The sequence below is a fragment of the Microbacterium schleiferi genome (genome assembly GCF_038150145.1).
In the GTDB taxonomy this organism is placed as follows: domain Bacteria; phylum Actinomycetota; class Actinomycetes; order Actinomycetales; family Microbacteriaceae; genus Microbacterium; species Microbacterium schleiferi_B.
This window is the reverse complement of the sequence record NZ_JBBWSA010000008.1, coordinates 115,586-136,834: the sequence shown is the minus strand read 5'-3', so window position 1 is coordinate 136,834 and position 21,249 is coordinate 115,586. Positions and strand designations below refer to the sequence as shown.

Genomic DNA, 21,249 nt, shown 5'->3' with positions numbered 1-21,249 from the left:
GTGTTGAGGTTAGGGTGCCGCGGATGCCTCGGCTAGGGACTTTCGCCTCCGCGGTAGGCAGGCAATACCGTCCTCGAGTTCGATGAGGCCATCGGCGATGAGGGAATCGATCGCGCGGTCCCGCTGCGCCCGATCCGGCCAGTCCGGCGCGAGCTCCTCGGCCGCCACGGGGGAGGGTGAGGACTCGCGGAGCGCCCGCAGGACTAGCCCCCGAACCTGGCGGTCACTTCCCTCATAGGTAGCCTGTCGCGGGCGCCGGTCTCCGGTGTCGGGGTAGTCGGCAGCCCGCCACGCGCACAGCCTCGCGACCGGGCACGCGTCGCACCGCGGCGCGCGAGCCGTGCAGATCGTCGCGCCCAGTTCCATCGTGGCGGCATTGAAGAGTGCGGCATCCTCCCGCTCGTGGGGGAGAAGGGCGGCCATGGCCTCGAGGTCGCGGCGGGACGGGGGCCCCGGCTGGGATCGTCCGTCGATCACACGCGCGAGCACTCGGCGGGTGTTCGTGTCGACGACCGGATGCCGATCGCCGTATGCGAAGACCGCCACCGCGCGGGCCGTGTAGTCGCCGATGCCGGTCAGCGCCAGGAGGTCTTCCACGTCTCGGGGAACCACGCCGCCGTGTCGTGTGGTGATCTCCTCTGCCGCGCGGTGAAGCCACAGTGCGCGCCGGGGGTATCCGAGATTAGCCCACTGTGTGACGGCCTCGGCGGGAGACGCCTCGGCAAGGGCGGCCGGTGACGGCCAGCGTTCTAGCCACACTTCCAGGTGCGGAATCACCCGATTGACCGGCGTCTGCTGCAGCATGAACTCGCTGACAAGGATCGCCCACGCGCCGATCCCGGGCTCGCGCCAGGGCAGATCTCTCGCGTTGAGCCGAAACCACTCATTGAGGTCGGACGCGAGCGGATTCACGGCCTTCAGCCTATGCGTCCCGCGCCACGCTTCGGTCGGAGAGATCGCCTTCGGCCGGAGGAACTCGGTGTACGGGTCCGACGAAGGTGGCTTCATCCGACGGGCACGCGACCCGCTCTCATGAAGCTCGAAAGGCCGGGGATATTCCTCGGTCGGATCACTCACCTTCTGTCGGAGGTCTCCGGTGTCCGGATCCGACCGTAGCGGCCGTACCCGATGGAGGTGGACCAGTGGTCTGCATCCGCTCCTCCCCGGAGCAAGCGCACCCCGCGAGACTCCACGGATCGTGCGCTCGCGCCCGGGGCCGCGCTCTCGGGATCCGACGGTGGGAGTGTGACAGTCCACGACATCCTTCGCCGATCCGGCGGCGTCTCCCGCACGCGAACCCTGCGGCGCGTCGGGGTATCGGAAAAGTCCATTGGTCGGTTGATCTCCGAGGGATCCCTCCTACGCCCGCGCCGCGGCTGGGTTGCGCTCCCGGATGTCGACCCGTTGCTGTACGAGGCGGCCCGCGCGGGAGGGGTATTGACCTGCGTGACCCGTGCGCGTCGGCTGGGACTCTGGGTTCTCGCGGCCGACGAGCTTCATCTTGCCGTCGATCCCGGGGGAAGAGTCCCCGCTACGTCGTGCAGGGTCCACTGGGGAAAGCCGCTTGTGCCGCGGCATCCTGACGCATTGGAAGACTCGATTGAAGACACCCTCGTCACCCTTGCTCGGCGCGTCCCGTTCGAGAACGCGCTCGCTGCCTGGGAGTCTGCCGCCCGCCAGAATCTCATTTCGCTCGACGTGATGCGCCGGCTTCCTCTGCATCCGCTTGCCCGACGACTCTGCGACGAGGCGACGCCGTGGTCGGACTCCGGACTCGAGACGCTCGTGATTCACCGTCTTCGGTGGATCGGCATCCGCATCGTGCCGCAGGCGTGGATTGCGGGCCATCGCGTCGACTTCCTTATCGGCGAGCGCCTCGTGCTCCAGATCGACGGCGGACATCACGTGGGTAAGCAGCGTACGAGCGATGTTGCGCACGACGCAGACCTCATGCTGCGCGGATATCACGTCATCCGTGTCACTTACGGTCAAGTGATTGACGCGTGGCCCGAGGTTCAGGCGGCGATCATGCTCGCCGTCGCGCAGGGGCTTCACCTGTCTCGCTGAGTCTCCAGCGCCGATCAGCCCGGTGCGCCCGGAGATTCGGTCGGAGAGGGAGCCTTCGGTCGGATGCCGCGAGAGGTGGGATCCGGCAGAAGCCCCTTCGTCCGACGGAGCGAGAGATCGCGTTCGGTCGACCGCAGGGGAGCGGGCTTGTGCGGAATAGGCTGGGAGTATGCGTCTGCCCGCCACACCGACAGTGACGCTGATGCGCGACCTGGTCAGCGGGCTTCCCCGGCGCAGGCTCGCCGGTCGTTCGATCGTCGCGGTGGACGGGGCCGACGGGGCCGGGAAGACCGTGTTCGCAGACACCCTCGCGGCCGTCATGAACGACATGGGTCTTGTGGCAGTCCGCGCGTCGATCGACGGCTTCCACCGCCCTCGTGCAGAGCGCTACGCCCGCGGCAGGCGCTCACCGGAGGGGTTCTACCTCGACTCCTATGACTACGCGACGTTCCGCCGGGTGCTGGTGGACCCGTTTCGTGAGGGCGGGCTGACCGGCGCGACCACCGGCTTCCAGGTGGCGGCGTTCGATCTTGAGCGCGACATCCCGGTCGAAGCAGAGTGGACGACGGCGCCGCAGGATGCCGTGCTCGTCGTCGACGGCATTTTTCTGCACCGGCCTGAACTCATCGACATCTGGGATTGGTCGTTCTGGCCGGAGGCACCCGCGGCGGTGCGCTTCGCCCGGATGGCCCACCGCGACGGCACGGACCCCGACCCGGCTGCGGCCTCGAACGAGCGCTATCGCGTGGGCCAGGAGATATATGTCGACCGCGTAGGTCCCGCAGCTCTCGCCGCCGTTCGCATCGACAACTCCGATCCGGCGAACCCGAAGGTCATTCGATGAGCGATCCGAGCGGCATCCTCCTCGTCGATAAACCCGGCGGCATGACCAGTCATGACGTGGTGGCCCGTGCCCGCCGCGCCCTCGATACGCGCAAGGTCGGCCACGCCGGAACACTGGATCCGATGGCCACGGGACTCCTCGTGCTCGGTGTCGGCGCGTCGACACGACTGCTGACCTTCATCGTGGGGCTCGACAAGACTTATGAGGCGACGATCCAGCTCGGGATATCCACGAGCACCGACGACGCTGAGGGCGACGTCACCGCCTGGGCACCGGCCAACGGGGTGACGGATGCCGAGATCCGTGCCGGCGTCGACGCGCTCACCGGAACGATCGATCAGGTGCCCAGTGCCGTATCGGCGATCAAGGTCGACGGGCGCCGCGCGTACGACCGGGTTCGCGCGGGGGAGCAGGTCGAGCTCGCGGCGCGGACCGTGACGGTGTCGCGATTCGAGGTTCAGCACACGCGCCGGGGTGCGACGGATGCCGATGGCGCGCCGATAGAGGTGATCGACCTGGACGTTGTGGTCGATTGCTCCAGCGGAACCTATATCCGTGCCCTCGCTCGAGATCTCGGCGCCTCGCTCGGGGTCGGAGGACACCTGACCGCGTTGCGACGCACCCGCATCGGCCCGTTCCTCGTCGCCGACGGCGCAGAAGTCGACGACATGACCGCCGCTCGGCTACTCGCACCGGCGGCAGTCGCGACGGCGGTTCTCGGCGCAGTCCCGGTCACGGGGGAGGAAGCGCGCGACCTCCGCCACGGCAAGCGCCTCCTCGGCGCGGCGGACCGGCTTTTATCGGGCACAGCGGCCATCGACCCTGACGGGCGGCTGGTCGGCATCCTGGAGCGGCGCGGCAACGACCTGAAGAGCGCGATGAACATGGCGGAGGGCTCATGATCCTGTGGTTCACCTACGTGCAGTTGGCGGTGGCGGTCCTGGGAGGTCTGCTCTGCGTCATCCTGGGTCTCGCGGGGCGTCGCCCCAGCGACTACACGGTAGGAGTCCTCGCGCTCTTGGAGCTTCTGCTGGTGGCGCAGGTCGTCATCGCGATCGTGGCGCCCTTCGTCGGGAACCTCCCGACCGGGAGCGTCCTGGAATTCTGGGTCTACCTCGTCTCGGCGGCGCTCCTGCCCCCGGCAGCTGTGATCTGGGCGCTGCTGGAGCGCAGCCGATGGAGCACGGTCATCATGGGAATCGCGGCGCTATCGGTTGCCGTCATGGTGTGGCGGATGCAGGTCATCTGGACGATTCAGATCGGCTGAGCGCCGCGCGCGGGTAGCTGCCCGCCCCGAGACCGACCGCGTGGGACGTAGGATGAATGCCGCTATGACTACGCCTTCCCGACCCCGCATGACAGGAATCGGACGGGTACTCGTGATCGTCTACGCGATCATGGCCCTGGCGGCCACTGGCCGCTCGTTCGTACAGATCGCGCGCGAGTTCGACGAGGCACCCGTCGCTTACACACTGTCTGCGCTGGCCGCTGTGGTCTACATCGTCGCCACCCTCGCGCTCATCTTCGCAGGACGCCGCGGTTGGTACCTGGTCGCCTGGATCGCGATCTCGTTCGAACTGGCCGGCGTGCTCATCGTGGGGACGCTCAGCTACCTCGTCCCCGAGATCTTCGGGCATCCGTCCGTGTGGTCCTATTTCGGGGGAATCGGACCGGACGGCTATATCGGATACGTTTTCGTTCCGCTCGTCCTACCGTTCCTGGGGCTGTGGTGGCTCTGGGCGCACCGGCCCTCCCGCGTCGCCTCTTCCGACGAGGTTGCCGCCGCGTCATGATCGTCTTTCGAGATCCCGCCGAGGTGCCGCCGGGCTTCGGCCCGAGCGTCGTTGTCATCGGCAAGTTCGATGGCGTGCACTCCGGCCACCGTGCAGTGATCGACCGCGCGCGGGTGAAGGCGGTGTCGCTCGGCGCGACGGTGGTCGCTGTCACGTTCGACCGCAATCCGCTGGCGCTGCTGGCTCCTGACAAGTGCCCCGAGAACCTCATCGGCGTGAACCAAAAGGTGCGTCTGCTCGCCGACACCGGCGTGGACGCCGTGCTGGTGTTGCGCTTCGACGAAGATCTCGCGTCCCTGGAAGCTGACGAGTTCGCGCGCCTCGTGCTCGTTGACACCCTGGCGGCGCACGCAGTGCTGGTCGGTGCCGACTTCCGCTTCGGGCGCGGGGGCGCAGGCACGGCGGAGTCTCTCACCGCTTTCGGCCTCCGTCACGGTTTCGATGTCGATGTCGTCCACGACGTGCGAGCCGCCGACCGAGGACGGCGCGTCTCATCGACCTGGATCAGAGAGCTCCTGAGCTCGGGGGACGTCGCGGGCGCCCGCAAATTGCTCGGGCGCGACCACTCCGTCGTCGGCGAGGTCGTCCACGGGTTCAAGCGCGGACGAGAGATCGGATACCCGACAGCGAACCTCAGCCATGACCTCGAAGGGTTCATCCCGGCTGACGGGGTCTACGCCGGATGGCTCATCGATGAAGCGGATGCCAGTGGCCTGCGCCCCGGCATCCGCTACCCGGCAGCGATCAGCATCGGCACGAACCCGACGTTCGATGACGTCGCATCGCGGCAGGTCGAGGCATACGTTCTCGACGAGACCGACCTTGACCTCTACGGTCGTCATGTCGAAGTGAGGTTCGTCGAGCGCATCCGTGGCATGGGTGCTTTCGAGGGCATCGACGCCCTCGTTGCCCAGATCGCCGACGATGTCGAGCGCACCCGCGAGATTCTCGCGGCAGCTGAGAGCTAGTACGAGGACTCGTCCACCGCGCCGCTGGCAGTGCCGCCGGCGGCGATGCTCCGAAGCTCGCCGAGAATCGTCGCGCTGCCGCTTGTGCCCAGTCGGGTTGCGCCAGCCTCGAGCATCGCCAACGCGTCCTGAAGGCTGCGTACTCCACCGGATGCCTTCACCTGCGTGTCCGGCCCCACGGTGCGTCGCATGAGACTCACCGTCTCGACCGTGGCGCCGCCACCGGCAAAGCCCGTCGAGGTCTTCACGAAGTCAGCCCCCGCCTCTTCGGCAAGTCGGGACCCCCGCTCGATCTGCTCGTCGTCGAGAAGAGACACCTCAAGGATGACCTTGGTGACCGCGCCGCCGGCGGCATCAACGACGGCACGGATGTCGTCACGGACCACATCATCGAATCCCGAACGCAGCGCGCCGATGTTGACCACCATGTCGAACTCGGTAGCCCCGTCGGCGGCAGCCTGCCGGGTCTCCGCTACTTTCGCGGCGGTCGACGTGGTTCCGTGGGGAAAGCCGATGACGGTGCCGACGGCGACGCCGGAGCCGTCGAGGAACTGCACGGCATGGGGGATATCGGAGGGGCGGACGCAGACGCTGAAGACCTTCCAGTCCCGGGCGATCGTCAGCTGCGCGTCGACGTCGTCGCGCGTGAACTCGGGCTTGAGGATCGCGTGGTCGATCGTGGCTGCCAGCTGTGCCTCGGTGATCTGGTCGGTGGTCTCGCTCATGCCTTCAGCCTACGCACCGGTCGGCGCGGGGGACAGCAGGACAGGGAAGCGCGAGGTATCGTCGCTCCTGCTGTCGAGCCCAAGGAGAACAGGATGCGTTCGAGCTCCCTCGCCGTCGTCGTGCTGATCGCTGGCGCCCTCGCGCTCGCCGGGTGCGACCCGCTCCCCTCCGAGACCCCCGCACCCACGGCATCCGAGTCATCGGCAGTTCCCACTCCGAGCGGGAACTCGACAGTTGCACCCTCACCGACCGCCGAGGCGGGATTCACGGTGCCGGATTCGTGCAACGCGCTGTACTCGCCCGAGATGCTCGAAGAGCTCAACAGCACCAATCCGCCTCTGAACGACCCCGGCATCACGATCTACGCCACTGAGAACGTCCAGGCGCTGGAGATTCTGACCTCCGGGATTCCGACGTTGCGTTGCTCGTGGGGTGCCGCCGGGGCACCGGGCCTCGTGACGAATGTCTCGATCGTTTCAGCCGACCAGTCGTCGGCGCTCCTGGATGCCTTCACCAGCTCGGGCATGGCCTGTGAGACCCTCGGCGCGGGAACGGTGTGTCGTATCGAGCAGCAGACCATCGATCGCAACGACAACATCGTGACAATCGGTGAGACGCACTACTTGCAGGGCGACGGCTGGGTTGCGACGCACTGGGTGGGCTTTTCTCCCGACGGCTATACGGAGGACATCGTCGCCACGTTGTGGCCCTGAAGGGCCCTCGCGATGGTGCACCGCGCACTCGCGCTAGACTAGGGGCGACGCCGCGTCAGATTGCACAGCTCGCAGAAGCGAGTGCCCGTGTTCTCGTGAGCCGCAGGCGTCGATGTTCAAGTGAGATCGCGTCTGTTCCAGACGCATATCCGACGCCATGACGGCGGCGGTCACAGATGTATCAACGCTCAGGAGGAGCATGCCGGCTACGGCAACCGCCGCTCAGCGGCGCAAGAGATCCTCGTCCGCGCGCCGCGACGACGAGGCCCCGATCATCCCGATCCTCGCGCGCAAGGTGCGCGAGGTCGAGGCAAAGGCCCAGCGCGGCAAGCTCGGGCCCACCAACCGTGTGAAGTTCCAGGTGATCGCGTTTCTCGTTCGCGAGGAACGCGCTCGCGTGAAGGCCGACTCGTCTATCGCGGATTCCGCGCGCGCCGAGCTGCTCAAGCGTCTTGACGGCGTCGCGACGATCCTTGCCAAGACCGCTGCGCGGGACACGTCCCTCATCCAGCTGCTCGAGGTCGATCAGGCGACATCGCCCGTGGCCCGTCGCATGCGCCGTGACTGGCTGCTCGAATCCGGCGCGGAACTGCCGCCGGACGAACTGATCATCACCGATACCCCGGCTCCCGCGCAGCAGGTCGTGCCCGCCGCGCTCGCGGAGCGACAGGTGGTGCCGGCCTCGATCGAGGCGCGACAGATGGCCAACCCGTTCCTCGCTCCGGATCTGACTGTTCGGGCTCAGCGGGACACCCCCCGTCGCCGCCTGGACGGGTGGGAGCTCATGGGCCCCTTGTACAAGGCGTTCGAGACCGGTGCCGGAGGTGCGGCGGCATCCATGGAGCTTCCGCCGGTTCCCGAGTTCGATCGGCTCTCGCCGCGCGGACTCGAGATCATGCCTCACCAGTCCCGCTTCCTGGAGTCGGTGCGCGAGGGACACCGCACGTTCCTGCTGGCCGATGAGCCGGGCCTGGGCAAGACCGCGCAGTCCGTGCTCGCGGCATCCGTCGCCGGCGCCTATCCGCTGCTTGCCGTGGTGCCCAATGTCGTCAAGATGAACTGGGCTCGCGAGGTGGAGCGGTGGACGCCGCACCGCCGCGCAACGGTCATCTCGGGAGACGGTGAGGACCTGGATGCCTTCGCCGATGTCTTCATCGTCAACTACGAGATTCTCGACCGGCACCTGTCATGGCTCGGTTCGATCGGGCTGAAGGGCATGGTCGTCGACGAAGCCCACTTCATCAAGAACCTCACGTCGCAGCGCTCGCAGAATGTGCTCGCGCTGGCCAGCCGCATCAAGGAGCAGGTTCGCAACCCGCTCTTGCTCGCGCTGACCGGCACGCCGCTGATCAACGACGTCGAAGACTTCGACGCGATTTGGCGGTTCCTCGGCTGGACGACCGGCGACAAGCCCGGTGCGGAGCTGATGGCCAAGCTCGATGAGACGGGTCTCACCCCGGCAGACAAGGCCTTCTATCCCGAAGCGCGCTCAGCCGTCATCTCGATGGGTATCGTGCGGCGTAAGAAGAAGGATGTCGCCGCAGACCTTCCTGACAAGCTCATCGCCGACCTGCCGGTCGAGCTCGACGACGAATACGGGCGGTCGATCCGGCAAGCCGAGCGCGAGCTCGGCGCGCGTCTGGCTGCCAAGTACCGGCGCATCATCGACGCGCGGGGAGATCGGGGACTTGCCCCCGGCGAGATCGACGGGGACATCGTCCGGCTCGTGGCGGAGGGCGAGCTCGAAGAGTCGAAGGCCGCAGGTTCCGGCAGCGAGAATGTCTTCACGATGGTCCGGCGTATCGGTCAGGCCAAAGCCACCGTCGCTGCCGACTACGCCGCGCAACTGCAGCGTTCGGTCGGCAAGGTCGTGTTCTTCGCGAAGCACATCGACGTCATGGATGCCGCCGAGCGACACTTCGCTCAGGTGGGGCTTCGGACCGTCTCGATCCGTGGTGAGCAGACCACAGCGGCTCGCCAGCAGGCGATCGACGCGTTCAACGAGGATGCCGATGTCGCGATCGCGGTGTGTTCGCTCACGGCGGCCGGTGTCGGACTGAACCTGCAGGCGGCGTCGAACGTCGTTCTCGCGGAGCTCAGTTGGACGGCTGCCGAGCAGACGCAGGCGATCGACCGCGTGCACCGCATCGGACAGGACGAGCCGGTCACGGCGTGGCGGATCATCGCCGCCCACACGATCGACACGAAGATCGCGGAACTGATCGACACCAAACAGGGTCTCGCGTTGCGCGCCCTTGACGGTGAGGCTGTCGACCCGGCGTCGAGCGACTCCGTGCAACTCGCGGCTCTCATGCACCTGCTGCGGCAGGCGCTGGGCGAGGTCGACTAGACGCTGCGCACCGTCCCCAATGGACTCGCCGAGTAATCACGGCGGCTCGGGGATGGATGCCGCGGGGCGTGGACGCTAGTGTCGGTGGAGGCAACGTCGCCACCTTGCATCCGGAAACACCAACAGGGACGGCACATGAGAATCGGCATCCTCACCAGCGGCGGCGACTGCCCCGGTCTGAACGCGGTCATCCGCGGCGTGGTCCTCAAGGGCACGACGGCGTACGGGCTCGATTTCGTCGGCATCCGTGACGGATGGCGCGGCGTCGTCGACGGCGACTTCTTCCCCCTCTCGCGCCACGACGTAAAGGGTCTGTCGAAGGTCGGCGGCACGATCCTCGGTACCAGCCGCACCAACCCGTATGAGGGGCCGCGAGGGGGCGCCGAGAACATCGCTCGGACGCTCGAGGATGCTGGCATCGACGGCATCCTCGCGATCGGCGGCGAGGGCACGCTCGCGGCAGCTGACCGCCTCTGGAAGGACGGCATCAACGTCCTGGGTGTCCCGAAGACGATCGACAACGACCTGCGCGCTACCGACTACTCGTTCGGGTTCGACACTGCCGTCAACATCGCGACCGACGCGATGGACCGCCTGCGCACGACCGGGGATTCGCACCAGCGGTGCATGGTCGCCGAGGTCATGGGCCGGCACGTCGGGTGGATCGCCCTCCACGCCGGTATCGCGGCGGGAGCCCACGTCATCTGCATCCCCGAAGTCCCGATGTCGATCGACGAGATCTGCCGACAGGTCACGAGCGCGCACGACCGTGGCCGCGCTCCGCTTGTTGTCGTGTCTGAGGGGTTCACGATCACAGGTATGGATGAGGCGCACAGCCACAAGGGTCTGGACGCGTTCAACCGCCCTCGCCTCGGCGGCATCGGCGAGCTCATCGCGCCCGAGATCGAGCGCATCACCGGTATCGAGACCCGTGCGACGGTACTTGGCCACATCCAGCGCGGAGGGTCGCCCTCCGCGTTCGACCGCGTCCTCGCGACACGCCTCGGGCTGCACGCCGCCGACGCACTCGTTGACGGCGCGTGGGGCCAGATGGTCGCGATGCGCGGAACCGATATCGTTCGCGTCTCGTTCGAAGAGGCGCTGGGCGAGCTGAACACCGTTCCGCTCTACCGCTACGAGGAAGCCGCAGCACTCTTCGGCTGATCGGCTGTCGGTGCATCCGGCGCGGCGTATCGCTGCGGCACCCGGCTGCGCTGGGTAGGCACTCTCCGAGAGGTAGGACGCTTCCCGGTGCGAACGTCCTACCTCCCCGATTTCTCCTCCGTCAGAGAGAAGCCGGGCCACGTTCGGACGTCGTCAGTGCGCACATCGACTGGACATGGCTGGACTGCCCGGCGTCGGCGTTCTTGCGGAGGTAGGACGCCGAGGGGCCGTACTGTCCTACGTCCGCGAGTTCTCCTCCCTCGAGTGTGGACGCGATGTTCCTCCCCGCGCGGCAATTCGGCGTCGGCATCCACACTGTGCGGATCGGAACGCTCGCGAAACGGCTCGCGCGCAAGAGTCGATGGATGCGGAGCCTGGATGATCTGGTGAGATGGGTCGACGGATGCGGCGGCGCCGCCCACTCGCGGTCGATCGGCACGGCTGGCTTCACCGTGCACGTGGTTCGTACTGCCGTCGCGTTGGGTCTCCTCGAGCGCGTGCGTCGCAGCTGGCTGGTGCGACCTGGCTGCGATCCGCCGCGCCGCGCCGCGGCAATGGCTGGTGGGCGCCTCACCTGCTTGAGCGCGGCGTCGGCCCTGGGGCTGTGGACTCCTCTCCACGACGACGTCCACATTGCCGTCGCGCGAACGGCATCGCGTGTCCGTTCCCCCGGCGTACGGCTGCACTGGGGTGGCGGGCCCGCGCCGACCTCGCCGATTCAGACTGCCGAGCCGCTGGTCAACGTGCTCTTTCACGTGGCGCGGTGCGTACCTGTGGTCGACGCGGCGGCGGTGTGGGAGTCGGCGCTGCGCAGCGGTCGCACCGATCGGTATGTGCTCGAGCGCGTCCAGTGGGGGAGTGAGCGGGCCCGGCAGCTGGCCTCGGTGGCATCGCTGCTGTCGGACTCGGGGATCGAAACCCACTTCATCCATCTGATGCACAGCATTGGAGTGACAGTTGCCCAGCAGGTCTGGGTCGATGGGCATCCGCTCGACGCGCTGATCGGTGATCGGCTCGCCATCCAACTCGACGGATTCGCCCATCACCAGGCATCCGATCGGCGCCGCGACCTTCGTGCTGACGCTCGACTCGCCCTCCGCGGCTTCACCGTGTTGCGGTTCGACTACCACCAGATCCTGTTCGACCCCGCGTACGTGACGGCGACGGTCACGGATGCCATCGCTCAGGGCCTTCACCGGCAACCGCTCGCCTCGCGGAGGTCGGTCTTCTCCCGGAGGTAGGACGTGTTGGCGTGGATTCGTCCTGCATCTGTGACTACTCCTACCTGCGGTATGTCAACGGCCTGCAACACAGACAGGCTCGCGGTGGGGACCCGCCGCGTGGAGGTAGGAGGAATCACCGAGGTAGGAGGTGTTGGCGTTACATCGTCCTACGCCGGTGATTTCGCCTACCTGCACAAGGAGCGGCGCGGTGAGGAGGCCGCGCCGGTGGGTCAGTCCTGCGCAACCCCGAGGACATCGAAGATCCACGCGAGTTCGTATGCCCGCTCGCGCCACGAGTTGTAGCGCCCGCTGACGCCACCGTGCCCTGCCGACATCTCGCATTTCAGCAGCGCATCGGCACCGACCTCGCGCAACCGCGCCACCCACTTGGCAGGCTCCACATACATCACGCGGGTGTCATTGAGGGAGGTGACGGCGAGGATCCGGGGATAGCTGACGCCATCGCGGACGTTCTCGTAGGGCGTGTACCCCTTCATGTACGCATAGACGCCCGGGTCATCGAGCGGATTGCCCCACTCGTCCCACTCGATGACCGTGAGCGGCAGCGACGGATCGAGGATGGTTGTCAGGGCATCCACGAACGGAACGACAGCCAGGATGCCGGCAAACAGCTCAGGCGCGATGTTGGCGACCGCGCCCATGAGCAGGCCGCCGGCACTTCCCCCCTCGGCAACGAGGTGATCGGCATCCGTGTACCCGTTCTGGACGAGATGCCGGGCGGCCGCGACGAAGTCGGTGAACGTGTTGCGCTTGCTCAGCAGCTTGCCGTCTTCGTACCAGCTGCGTCCCATCTCACCGCCGCCGCGGACGTGGGCGACAGCGAAGACCACTCCGCGATCGAGCTCCGACAGCCGCGCGATCGAGAACGCCGGGTCGATCGAGTGCTCGTAGGACCCGTAGCCGTAGAGGTGCACTGGGCGAGGCTTCTCGCCGGGCTCGCCGAAGGAGCGCCGCCACACGAGGGATACGGGGATCCGCGTGCCGTCCTCGGCGAGGGCCCACACGCGGCGCTGACCGTAGTCGGCAGGGTCGTAGCCGCCGAGCACCGGCTGTTGCTTGCGGATGCGGCGCTCGTCGGTGGCGACCATGAGGTCAACGACGGTCGAGGGTGTCACAAAGGACCCGAACGCGAGGCGGATCATCGGTGGCGCCCACTCGGGGTTTCCCGCCGTGCCGACGTCGTACAGCTCCTCGTCGAAGGTGATCTCGGTGGGCGCCCCGCTGACGTAGTCGAGAGTCGCAAGCCGGGATAGTCCGTCGCGCCGGTAGGCCAGTACCGCCCAGTCGCGGAACGTCGAGATGCCGAGCAGGCGCTGCCCGGGCTCGTGCGCGAGCACGAGCTCGCGCGGCCCCTGCGGGTCATCGGCGCGAACCCGAACGAGCTCGAAATCGAGCGCGCCATCGTTGTGGACGATGTAGAGCACGTCTTGACCGTTGACGACCGCGTGGGAGCTTGAGTACTCCACGCCCTCCTGCCGCGGCCACACGACGCGGGGCTGCCCCGACAGATCGTCGGCATCCATCAGCCACTCTTCCGAGGTGATGGAGGAGCCGAGTTCGATGACCAGATAGCGGTCGCTGCGCGTGAATCCCGCGCCGACCCAGTACCGGTCGTCGGGTTCGTGGAAGAGCGTGCGGTCATCGGATGTCGCGGTGCCGACCTCGTGAAGCCACACGGTGTCAGGTCGCCAGGCCTCGTCGACCGTCGTGTAGACGATGTGGCGGCCGTCGGGGGAGAAGCTTGCTCCCGCGAAGGTGTCAGGGATCTCGTCGGGGAGCAGGTCACCGGTCTCGAGGTCGCGCACGCGGATCGTGTATCGCTCGTCACCGACGGTATCGACGGCATAGAGCAACCTGGTCGCATCGGTGGAGACCTCGAAGCTGCCCAGGGCGAAGAACTCATGCCCGTCGGCTTCGCGGTTGGCGTCGAGCAGCACCTGCTCGCCCGGAACCGCGGTGTCGGGGGAGAGGACCGGCGGATCCCAGTCGTCCGGCGAGGCCAAGGGTGCCCGGCAATGGATGCCGTACTGCTGCCCCTCGACGGAGCGCGTGTAGTACCACCAATGTCCGCGACGCACCGGCACCGACATGTCGGTCTCGAGTGTGCGCGAACGAATCTCCTCGAAGATCTGCTCGCGAAGCGGTGCGAGGTGGGCGGTGCGCGCCTCGGTGAAGGCGTTCTCTGCCTCGAGGTGAGCGCGAACGTCGGCGTCATCCTTCGCGCGGAGCCATTCGTAGGCATCCTCGACCTCGTCGCCATGATGAGAACGCGAGACGGGGCGGCGGGCAGCGCGGGGTGCTTCAGGGGCGGATGTCACCCGACCCACGCTAGTCGAGAGGGCCGCGTCGCCCCTGCGACGTATGCTGGCGACATGGCTTCGGCTCCCGTGCGTTTCGGACAGTATCCGCCCGCGCTGCGGACGATCGTGCACCTTAGCGACACCCACTTGCTCGACGCGAATCGGCCGCTCGGTGGGCGATTCGACACGGAGGCGAACCTCGACCGGACTGTGCAGAAGGTGCGGGCGCTGGGCATCCGTCCCGATGCGATCGTGGTGACCGGTGATCTGACCGATGAAGGCGAGCCAGGTGCGTACCGCGACCTGCGTGCGCTCCTGGAGCCCCTGGCCCAGGACCTCGCGGCGCCGCTGATCTGGGTGGCAGGCAATCACGACGAGCGCCCCGCGCTCCGCGCGCACCTGCTGGATGCCGAACCGAGCCAGGAGCCGGTGACAGGTGTCTGGGATCTCGGCGGGCTGCGGCTGATCGCGCTCGACACGTCGGTGCCGGGCTGGCATCACGGCGACCTCGACGAGGGTCAGCTCCGCTGGCTCGAACAGCAGCTCGTCACTCCCGCGCCGCTGGGGACGCTGGTGGCGATGCACCACCCACCGATTCCGTCGCACCTGCCGTTCTTCGACATCCTCGAATTGCGCGACCAGCAGCGCCTCGCCGACGTGATCGCCGGAACCGACGTTCGCGGCATCCTCGCGGGCCACCTGCACTACTCGACGAGCGCGACCTTCGCGGGCATTCCCGTGTCAGTGTCGGCAGCCACCTGTTACACGATGGATCTCGCCCGGCCCCCGCAGCGGGTCAACGGCATGGATGCCGGGCAGTCCTTCCACCTCGTGCACGTGTACGAGGCGACGATTACGCACGCTGTCGTGCCGGTCGTCGACGCCGACACCGGCGACTACTTCTCCGAGGAGTGGGTCGAACGGATGGCGGCACTCACCCCCCACGAGCGCCTCGAGGCCTTCTCTCGAAAGCGCTCATGAACGGCAGGAACAATGACGCACCACGCCGCCTCTCCCACGCGCACTGAGACCGATTCTCTGGGGTCGATGGAGATCCCGGCCGACGCGTACTGGGGCATCCATACTGCCCGCGCGCTGGAGAACTTCCCGATCTCGAGGCGCCCGATCTCCGTCTACGCCGATCTCGTACGCGCCCTCGCGATGGTCAAGCAGGCGGCCGCTCGAGCCAACGCCGAGATCGGCGTGCTCGACCGCGAAAAGGCGGAGCTCATTGACCGCGCCTCACAGCTCGTCGTCGACGGTCAGTTTCACGACCAGTTCGTGGTTGGCGTCGTGCAGGGCGGTGCGGGCACATCGACGAACATGAACGCGAACGAGGTCATCACCAACATCGCGCTCGAGCTTGCCGGCAGACCCAAGGGCGACTACGCGTTCCTCTCGCCGATCGACGACACCAACCGCAGCCAGTCGACCAACGACGTCTATCCGACGGCCATCAAGGTCGGGTTGAGCCTGGATCTGCAGACGCTCTTGGAAGAGCTCGATCTGCTGCGCCAGTCGTTCCTGCGCAAGGCGACGGAGTTCCACGACGTCCTGAAGGTTGGCAGGACCCAGCTGCAGGATGCCGTCCCCATGACTCTCGGGCAGGAGTTCCACGGCTTTGCGACAACCCTGGGCCAGGATTACCAGCGACTCACCGAGAACGCGCATCTGCTCTTCGAGGTCAACCTCGGCGCGACGGCGATCGGCACGGGAATCACCGCCCACCCCGACTATGCGGCTGCGGTGCTGCGTCATCTTCGCGAGATCACGGGGCTGGACCTGGAGACCGCTTCCGACCTCGTCGAGTCGACCAGTGACACGGGAGCGTTCATGTCGTTCTCGGCATCCCTGAAGCGCAACGCCATCAAGCTCTCGAAGATCTCGAACGACCTGCGTCTGCTCTCGTCAGGGCCGCAGGCGGGACTCGGCGAGATTTCGCTACCCGCGCGCCAGGCGGGATCCAGCATCATGCCCGGCAAGGTGAACCCCGTCATCCCGGAGGTCGTCAATCAGGTCGCCTTCGCGGTAGCCGGCGCGGACCTGACAGTCACGATGGCCGTCGAGGGCGGTCAGCTGCAGCTGAATGCCTTCGAGCCGATCATCGCTCACTCGATCTTCCAATCGATCACCTGGATGCGACGCGCGATGCGCACATTGCGCGTCAACTGCGTCGACGGCATCACCGCCAATCGCGAGCGTCTCGCGGCGTCAGTCGGTGCTTCGGTCGGTGTCGTCACCGCGCTGACACCGTTCATCGGCTACGCGGCCGCTGCAGCACTGGCCAAGTCTGCCCTTGTGTCTGGCCGCAACATCGCCGATCTGGTGGTGGAGGGTGGACTCATGTCGCGCGACGAAGTGACCAAGCAGCTCTCGCCCGAGCGGCTCTCGGGACTCCAGGCCGTGACCGCCGCGATGCCGATCATCGGGTTCGAGACCGCTCCCACGGGAGACACCGACCTGTAATACGGAGTTGGCGCATTGCGGAAGCTGGGAATATGCCGCTAGATTGCGGCGAGGTCGCTCAATGGCGTGCGACCGCACCTCACCCGCAATGGACGCAAGGAGTCGCCCATGTCTGATTCACCCGCCTACCAGCCTGCTCCGCAGGCTCCCGCCGGAGCGCCGGCCGTCGTGCCCGGCAAGACGCTCGGCATCGTCGCGCTGATCCTCGCCTTCTTCTTCCAGCTGCTCGGCCTGATCCTCGGGATCGTCGCGCTGAACCAGAGCAAGGGATCGGGCTACAGCAACGCCCCCGCGAAGTGGGCGATCTGGCTGAGCATCATCTTCATGGTGCTGGGCATCGTCATCGCGATCATCGTCGTGTCGACGGCGTCGGTCGTCGTCTACTCGAACTGACGATCACGAGGAACGCACTGCCGGATCAGTCGATGATCCGGCAGTGCGTTTTCAGTTCCCCGATGCCTTCGACGCCGACAGTCACCGTCGAGCGGTCGCGCAGGAACACCTGCGGATCCCGCGAATAGCCAGCACCGCCCGGGCTGCCGGTGGAGATGAGGGTCCCGGGCAGCAGGGTGACGGATGCCGACAAGTGCGCGATCAGCGTCGAGACCGGCCTGACCATCTGGCTCGTGGAGGCATCCTGCAGCGTGTGTCCGTCGAGGACTGTCCAGATTCGCAGGTTCTGCGGGTCGGGAATCTCGTCGGCCGTCACGACGACCGGTCCGACCGGCGTGAAGCCGTCGAAGGACTTGCAGCGCGACCACTGCGCCTCAGCGAACTGGATGTCGCGCGCGGTGATGTCGTTGACGACGGTGTAGCCCCACACATGACCGAGGGCCGTTTCGGGTGTCACGTCTTTTGCGGGCCGGCCGATGATCACTCCGAGCTCGGCCTCATAGTCCACCGACTCGCTGAGTGTGCGCGGCCAACTCGTTGTGCCGCCGTGCCCTGCCAGGGAGTTCGGCCACAGCACGAACACTGTCGGCGCCGTGTCAGTCTTCAACCCCAGTTCGCTCGAGTGCGCCGCGTAGTTCAGGCCGACGGCGAGGATGACGGGTGGCTGCGGAACCGCGGGCCCGTAGACGGCGCCGTCAAGGGGAAGACGGGGAGCTGTGGATGCCGCGCCGCGAACCCGATCGAGCAGCTCGTCGCCGCCCTCGATGAGTTCGTTGAGGGTGACCGGCGCCCCGTCGAAGAGCAGCGACACCACTGTTGCCCCGTCGTCATCGACGGTCACGAGCTGCGGCGTGGCTGACCCGGGGAGGGAAACGTGGGCGAAGCGCATTCCCCCACGCTAGCGCTGAACAAAGACTCAGCGCCCGGTGCCGCGGCGATGCCTGCGAGTCGAAATCCGGGCGCTGAGTTGAACTGATACCAGCTTCTCGCCGCAGCCGCGGCCTGTCAAGAGCCCCACGTGTGATCAGTGGTGTCGGTGCCGCGTTGCGCGCCGCGACCGGCTCTGGTGGGATGGTGGGCATGACTGATGACCGCACCAAGCCCGACATCGACGCCCCCCAGGGCCCTGCTCCCTCCGAACTCGTCATCCGCGACCTCATCGTCGGTGAGGGGGCCGAGGCGAAGCCCGGCGACAGCGTCACCGTGCACTACGTGGGCGTCGAGTACGACTCGGGCGAGGAGTTTGACTCGTCGTGGAACCGCGGTGAGAGCATCCAGTTCCCGCTGCGCGGGCTGATCCAGGGCTGGCAGGACGGTATTCCGGGGATGCGTGAGGGTGGTCGCCGCGAGCTCGTGATCCCGCCTCACCTGGCGTACGGCCCCGCCGGTGGTCACTTCCTGGGCGGCAAGACCCTGATCTTCATCATCGACCTGATCTCGGTCGGCTGACGTTTTCTGACTGATCACGCGGCGGCGGATGCTTCGGCATCCGCCGCCGTTTCGTCGCTACGTGACCGGAAGATGACACGCTCGGAAATTTTTCCATTCACGGGAATAGAGCCAGCGGGTTGCGTCGTTGGGTCTCCTGTCGCCACCTGGCGGCCCAGAGAACTCCCGAGGAGAGAGCATGACCGAATCCACGACCGTCGAGATCCCCGGCTACCGCGTTGGCACGTGGCAGCTTGATGCGTCGCACAGCGAGGTCCACTTCAGCGTCCGGCACATGATGATCTCGAAGGTGCGCGGCACCTTCGGTGTCAAGAGCGCGACGTTCGTGACGCCTGCGAACCCGCTCGAGACCACCGTGACCGCCTCGGTCGATGTGGCCTCGGTCGACACGAAGGATGAGGGCCGCGACAAGCACCTCGCCTCGGCTGACTTCTTCGACGTCGAGCAGTACCCCACGATGGACTTCGTCTCGACCGGTGTGCGCATCGAGAACGGCGACTTCTTCGTCGACGGTGACCTCACGATCCGCGGCATCACCAAGCCCGTGACCTTCGAGGTCGAGTTCGGTGGCTTCGGCAATGACCCGTGGGGCAACTACAAGGCCGGCGCAACGGCCAAGGCTGTCATCAACCGCGAGGACTTCGGCCTCACGTGGAACGCCGCGCTCGAGACCGGTGGCGTGCTCGTGGGCAAGGACGTCACGATCGAGCTCGACCTGCAGGGCGCCCTCCAGGCCGACTGAGATCCCGAGCTATCTCCAGTGGGGCGGATGCTGCGGCATCCGCCCCACTGTCGTTGATGGTGAGCGTGATCAGGGAACGGGGTTATCGGCGTCGTACGCGCGGAACCCGGGGCTCAGGCGCACGAGCGTGGTCACGATTGCCAGAATCAGTAGTCCGCCGAGCAGGGGCGGGAACCAGAGAGTCGTGAATGTTGCAAGGGTTCCGGCGTAGAGCGCGCCGACTCGGGGGCCGCCCGCGACGACGACGATGAAGATGCCCTGCAGGCGCCCGCGGATAGCGTCGGGGACGGCCGATTGCATCATGGTCGACCGGTAGATCGCGCTGACATTATCTGCCCCGCCCGCCACGGCCAGAACCAGCACGGCGAGCACGATCAGGGTGAGGTTCGCGGAGTCCGCGCCGAGGTCTGCCGGAGCGCCGACCCCGAGGCTCCCCGCTATCAGCACCCCGCCGAAGAGCGTGATGGCGGCTCCGTAGACGAGGATCGCCCGCTCGATTCCGAGCCCGTGCGCGCGGTACCGTGCGATCCGGCCCGAGAAGAGGCTGGAGAGGAAAGCGCCTGCCGCGAAAGCGGCGGTGAGAGCCCCGGTCGTGATGGGTCCGCCGCCAAGCAGCACGGTACCGATTGCCGGGAACAGGGCGAGGGGCTGCCCGAAGGTCATCGCCGTGATGTCGAGGATGTACTGCAAACGGATATTTGTCGCCCGCCGCAGGAATGCGATTCCATCGCGGAGGGACTCGAGGCCGGGCTTGACGATCTCGCCTTCCGGGACGATCCGCGGGAGCGTCCACAGTCCGAGGAACAGCGAGGTCATGAGCACGACGTCAGCGGAATAGGTCCACGCGTAGCCGACAGTCGCCACGAGCACCCCCGCAAGGGCAGGGCCCGCCATCACCATGATGCCCACGGTGATGCCCTGCAGTGCGGCAGCCGCGGGCAGAAGCTGACGCGGCAAGAGCCGCGGAACGATCGCTGAGCGTGTGGCAAGCACGACCGAGTTCGCCGCGGAGTTGACAATGCTCAGCGCATACAGCGACCACACCGACTCGAGCTGGGTCCAGGCGAGGATCGCCAGCACTGCGGTGGAGGCGAAGGTGATGGATGCCGCCAGTAGAGCGACCACGCGGCGGTCGAAGGCATCGGCGAGCATCCCGCCGTAGAGTCCTGCCGCGACCATCGGGACGAGCCCGACGACGGCGATCATGGAGACGGCGAAGGTACTCTGCGTGAGGTCGTAGACGTGCAGCATGACCGCGACGATCGTGAGCTGCCCGCCGAGGCCCGCCAGAGTCGAACCGATCCACAGGCGCGCGAAGGCGGGGCTGGCGCGGAAGGGGCGGAGGTCGAGGAACTGGTCGCGCGAGAGCCCTGCCATCACAGGTCGACCTCGACCTGTTTGACGCGCGCCGAATGTCCCCGAACGATCGAGACGCGGCTCGACGAGGTGCCGAAGTGTTCTGCCAGCACCCGGGGGAGAGCCGCGTTGGCCTCGCCCTCACGCGCCGGCTCCCGGAGATACGCGACGAGATCGGATCCCACCGTCTCGACTAGGGGACCGCGCCGGCTCCCGGGTTTTATTCGGACGGTGATGCGCACCCGACGAGGCTACTCTGCGGACGCGCCCCCGGGCTCCGCCTCGGGCTGGTAGAGTTGTTCGGTTGCCGTTAGATCGGCCGCGGAGAAAGAGAGCTCGCACAGCAGGTGACGGGCACCGCGCAACGAAGAGAGAGGGGATCGTTCTATGGCACTGGAAGCAGAGACCAAGAAGGCGATCATCGAAGAGTACGCAACGCACCCCGGTGACACCGGATCCCCCGAGGTGCAGGTCGCGCTCATGACGCAGCGCATCAAGGACCTCACCGAGCACCTCAAGGAGCACAAGCACGACCACCACTCGCGTCGTGGCCTGTTCCTGCTCGTGGGTCAGCGCCGTCGTCTGCTCGGCTACCTCCAGGACATCGACATCGAGCGTTACCGCAAGCTGATCGAGCGTCTCGGGCTTCGCCGCTAAGCGCGAACCGCGTCCAT

The 21,249-nt window shown here is 66.9% G+C and carries 22 protein-coding genes; 16 read left to right on the top strand and 6 right to left on the bottom strand.

The window, feature by feature from the left end:
- Positions 1 to 9 precede the first annotated feature (9 nt).
- Positions 10 to 912 (bottom strand): A/G-specific adenine glycosylase, encoded by a 903-nt coding sequence (locus AADH62_RS11045; protein ID WP_341579518.1) that lies wholly within the window; start codon positions 910 to 912, stop codon positions 10 to 12.
- Between the two features lie 333 nt (positions 913 to 1,245).
- Here AADH62_RS11045 and AADH62_RS11040 point away from each other — a divergent pair, with 333 nt between their 5' ends.
- The 6 genes from AADH62_RS11040 (at position 1,246) to AADH62_RS11015 (ending at position 5,672) form a co-directional block, all read left to right on the top strand.
- The gene (locus AADH62_RS11040) at positions 1,246 to 2,067 is read left to right on the top strand and encodes a DUF559 domain-containing protein (protein WP_341579517.1); all 822 of its coding nucleotides are present in this window, start codon (positions 1,246 to 1,248) and stop codon (positions 2,065 to 2,067) included.
- A gap of 169 nt (positions 2,068 to 2,236) precedes the next feature.
- Complete coding sequence (locus AADH62_RS11035; RefSeq protein ID WP_341579516.1) at positions 2,237 to 2,911, top strand: uridine kinase; 675 nt, start codon at positions 2,237 to 2,239, stop codon at positions 2,909 to 2,911.
- Positions 2,908 to 3,813 (top strand): tRNA pseudouridine(55) synthase TruB, encoded by a 906-nt coding sequence (gene truB / locus AADH62_RS11030; protein ID WP_341579515.1) that lies wholly within the window; start codon positions 2,908 to 2,910, stop codon positions 3,811 to 3,813. The genes AADH62_RS11035 and truB overlap by 4 nt, the downstream gene beginning before the upstream one ends.
- Entirely contained in the window at positions 3,810 to 4,178 is a 369-nt protein-coding gene (locus AADH62_RS11025; protein ID WP_341579514.1) for a hypothetical protein, read from the top strand. Before truB ends, AADH62_RS11025 begins: the two co-directional genes overlap by 4 nt.
- Positions 4,179 to 4,266: 88 nt before the next feature.
- Positions 4,267 to 4,704: a hypothetical protein gene (locus tag AADH62_RS11020; protein WP_341579513.1), complete on the top strand. Its 438-nt coding sequence runs from the start codon at positions 4,267 to 4,269 to the stop codon at positions 4,702 to 4,704.
- Entirely contained in the window at positions 4,701 to 5,672 is a 972-nt protein-coding gene (locus tag AADH62_RS11015) for a bifunctional riboflavin kinase/FAD synthetase (protein ID WP_341579512.1), read from the top strand. Before AADH62_RS11020 ends, AADH62_RS11015 begins: the two co-directional genes overlap by 4 nt.
- On the opposite strand, the gene deoC is transcribed toward AADH62_RS11015, so the two are convergent.
- Positions 5,669 to 6,397 carry a deoxyribose-phosphate aldolase gene (deoC, locus tag AADH62_RS11010; RefSeq protein ID WP_341579511.1) on the bottom strand — a complete coding sequence of 243 codons (729 nt, stop codon included), beginning with the start codon at positions 6,395 to 6,397 and terminating at the stop codon, positions 5,669 to 5,671. The genes AADH62_RS11015 and deoC overlap by 4 nt on opposite strands.
- Before the next feature lie 93 nt (positions 6,398 to 6,490).
- On the opposite strand from deoC, the gene AADH62_RS11005 reads away from it, so the two are divergent.
- The 4 genes from AADH62_RS11005 (at position 6,491) to AADH62_RS10990 (ending at position 11,866) form a co-directional block, all read left to right on the top strand.
- Positions 6,491 to 7,111: a hypothetical protein gene (locus AADH62_RS11005; RefSeq protein ID WP_341579510.1), complete on the top strand. Its 621-nt coding sequence runs from the start codon at positions 6,491 to 6,493 to the stop codon at positions 7,109 to 7,111.
- 199 nt (positions 7,112 to 7,310) lie between these two features.
- Positions 7,311 to 9,461 carry a DEAD/DEAH box helicase gene (locus tag AADH62_RS11000; RefSeq protein WP_341579509.1) on the top strand — a complete coding sequence of 717 codons (2,151 nt, stop codon included), beginning with the start codon at positions 7,311 to 7,313 and terminating at the stop codon, positions 9,459 to 9,461.
- A gap of 135 nt (positions 9,462 to 9,596) precedes the next feature.
- Entirely contained in the window at positions 9,597 to 10,625 is a 1,029-nt protein-coding gene (locus tag AADH62_RS10995; protein WP_292712005.1) for a 6-phosphofructokinase, read from the top strand.
- A gap of 275 nt (positions 10,626 to 10,900) precedes the next feature.
- On the top strand, positions 10,901 to 11,866 hold the full coding sequence (locus AADH62_RS10990; RefSeq protein ID WP_341579508.1) for a DUF559 domain-containing protein: 966 nt from the start codon (positions 10,901 to 10,903) through the stop codon (positions 11,864 to 11,866).
- Between the two features lie 212 nt (positions 11,867 to 12,078).
- Here the strand turns inward: AADH62_RS10990 and AADH62_RS10985 are convergent, their stop codons facing one another.
- The gene (locus AADH62_RS10985) at positions 12,079 to 14,196 is read right to left on the bottom strand and encodes a S9 family peptidase (protein ID WP_425355675.1); all 2,118 of its coding nucleotides are present in this window, start codon (positions 14,194 to 14,196) and stop codon (positions 12,079 to 12,081) included.
- A 45-nt stretch (positions 14,197 to 14,241) separates the two neighbouring features.
- On the opposite strand from AADH62_RS10985, the gene AADH62_RS10980 reads away from it, so the two are divergent.
- The 3 genes from AADH62_RS10980 (at position 14,242) to AADH62_RS10970 (ending at position 17,028) form a co-directional block, all read left to right on the top strand.
- Entirely contained in the window at positions 14,242 to 15,150 is a 909-nt protein-coding gene (locus AADH62_RS10980; RefSeq protein ID WP_341579506.1) for a phosphodiesterase, read from the top strand.
- 12 nt (positions 15,151 to 15,162) lie between these two features.
- Entirely contained in the window at positions 15,163 to 16,635 is a 1,473-nt protein-coding gene (locus tag AADH62_RS10975; RefSeq protein ID WP_341579505.1) for an aspartate ammonia-lyase, read from the top strand.
- A 108-nt stretch (positions 16,636 to 16,743) separates the two neighbouring features.
- Positions 16,744 to 17,028: a hypothetical protein gene (locus AADH62_RS10970; protein WP_300591984.1), complete on the top strand. Its 285-nt coding sequence runs from the start codon at positions 16,744 to 16,746 to the stop codon at positions 17,026 to 17,028.
- Between the two features lie 25 nt (positions 17,029 to 17,053).
- Here AADH62_RS10970 and AADH62_RS10965 read toward each other — a convergent pair whose 3' ends face one another.
- Positions 17,054 to 17,917 (bottom strand): fumarylacetoacetate hydrolase family protein, encoded by an 864-nt coding sequence (locus tag AADH62_RS10965; protein WP_341579504.1) that lies wholly within the window; start codon positions 17,915 to 17,917, stop codon positions 17,054 to 17,056.
- Between the two features lie 191 nt (positions 17,918 to 18,108).
- Here AADH62_RS10965 and AADH62_RS10960 point away from each other — a divergent pair, with 191 nt between their 5' ends.
- Positions 18,109 to 18,477 (top strand): FKBP-type peptidyl-prolyl cis-trans isomerase, encoded by a 369-nt coding sequence (locus tag AADH62_RS10960; RefSeq protein ID WP_341579503.1) that lies wholly within the window; start codon positions 18,109 to 18,111, stop codon positions 18,475 to 18,477.
- Between the two features lie 178 nt (positions 18,478 to 18,655).
- Entirely contained in the window at positions 18,656 to 19,219 is a 564-nt protein-coding gene (locus tag AADH62_RS10955; RefSeq protein ID WP_341579502.1) for a YceI family protein, read from the top strand.
- A 69-nt stretch (positions 19,220 to 19,288) separates the two neighbouring features.
- Here the strand turns inward: AADH62_RS10955 and AADH62_RS10950 are convergent, their stop codons facing one another.
- Together AADH62_RS10950 and AADH62_RS10945 are read right to left on the bottom strand one after the other, a co-directional pair.
- Positions 19,289 to 20,596: an MFS transporter gene (locus AADH62_RS10950; RefSeq protein ID WP_341579501.1), complete on the bottom strand. Its 1,308-nt coding sequence runs from the start codon at positions 20,594 to 20,596 to the stop codon at positions 19,289 to 19,291.
- Positions 20,596 to 20,817 carry a DUF167 domain-containing protein gene (locus tag AADH62_RS10945; protein ID WP_341579500.1) on the bottom strand — a complete coding sequence of 74 codons (222 nt, stop codon included), beginning with the start codon at positions 20,815 to 20,817 and terminating at the stop codon, positions 20,596 to 20,598. Before AADH62_RS10945 ends, AADH62_RS10950 begins: the two co-directional genes overlap by 1 nt.
- Before the next feature lie 145 nt (positions 20,818 to 20,962).
- On the opposite strand from AADH62_RS10945, the gene rpsO reads away from it, so the two are divergent.
- Entirely contained in the window at positions 20,963 to 21,232 is a 270-nt protein-coding gene (gene rpsO, locus AADH62_RS10940; protein WP_228177722.1) for a 30S ribosomal protein S15, read from the top strand.
- Positions 21,233 to 21,249 lie beyond the last annotated feature (17 nt).

Excerpts from the sequence above, each read along its gene's own strand:
- AADH62_RS11035 (WP_341579516.1), top strand. The coding sequence starts at position 2,237 with ATGCGTCTGCCCGCCACACCGACAGTGACGCTGATGCGCGACCTGGTC.
- truB (WP_341579515.1), top strand. The coding sequence starts at position 2,908 with ATGAGCGATCCGAGCGGCATCCTCCTCGTCGATAAACCCGGCGGCATG.
- AADH62_RS11025 (WP_341579514.1), top strand. The coding sequence starts at position 3,810 with ATGATCCTGTGGTTCACCTACGTGCAGTTGGCGGTGGCGGTCCTGGGA.
- AADH62_RS11020 (WP_341579513.1), top strand. The coding sequence starts at position 4,267 with ATGACAGGAATCGGACGGGTACTCGTGATCGTCTACGCGATCATGGCC.
- AADH62_RS11015 (WP_341579512.1), top strand. The coding sequence starts at position 4,701 with ATGATCGTCTTTCGAGATCCCGCCGAGGTGCCGCCGGGCTTCGGCCCG.
- deoC (WP_341579511.1), bottom strand. The coding sequence starts at position 6,397 with ATGAGCGAGACCACCGACCAGATCACCGAGGCACAGCTGGCAGCCACG.
- AADH62_RS11005 (WP_341579510.1), top strand. The coding sequence starts at position 6,491 with ATGCGTTCGAGCTCCCTCGCCGTCGTCGTGCTGATCGCTGGCGCCCTC.
- AADH62_RS11000 (WP_341579509.1), top strand. The coding sequence starts at position 7,311 with ATGCCGGCTACGGCAACCGCCGCTCAGCGGCGCAAGAGATCCTCGTCC.
- AADH62_RS10995 (WP_292712005.1), top strand. The coding sequence starts at position 9,597 with ATGAGAATCGGCATCCTCACCAGCGGCGGCGACTGCCCCGGTCTGAAC.
- AADH62_RS10990 (WP_341579508.1), top strand. The coding sequence starts at position 10,901 with ATGTTCCTCCCCGCGCGGCAATTCGGCGTCGGCATCCACACTGTGCGG.
- AADH62_RS10980 (WP_341579506.1), top strand. The coding sequence starts at position 14,242 with ATGGCTTCGGCTCCCGTGCGTTTCGGACAGTATCCGCCCGCGCTGCGG.
- AADH62_RS10975 (WP_341579505.1), top strand. The coding sequence starts at position 15,163 with ATGACGCACCACGCCGCCTCTCCCACGCGCACTGAGACCGATTCTCTG.
- AADH62_RS10970 (WP_300591984.1), top strand. The coding sequence starts at position 16,744 with ATGTCTGATTCACCCGCCTACCAGCCTGCTCCGCAGGCTCCCGCCGGA.
- AADH62_RS10965 (WP_341579504.1), bottom strand. The coding sequence starts at position 17,917 with ATGCGCTTCGCCCACGTTTCCCTCCCCGGGTCAGCCACGCCGCAGCTC.
- AADH62_RS10960 (WP_341579503.1), top strand. The coding sequence starts at position 18,109 with ATGACTGATGACCGCACCAAGCCCGACATCGACGCCCCCCAGGGCCCT.
- AADH62_RS10955 (WP_341579502.1), top strand. The coding sequence starts at position 18,656 with ATGACCGAATCCACGACCGTCGAGATCCCCGGCTACCGCGTTGGCACG.
- AADH62_RS10950 (WP_341579501.1), bottom strand. The coding sequence starts at position 20,596 with ATGGCAGGGCTCTCGCGCGACCAGTTCCTCGACCTCCGCCCCTTCCGC.
- rpsO (WP_228177722.1), top strand. The coding sequence starts at position 20,963 with ATGGCACTGGAAGCAGAGACCAAGAAGGCGATCATCGAAGAGTACGCA.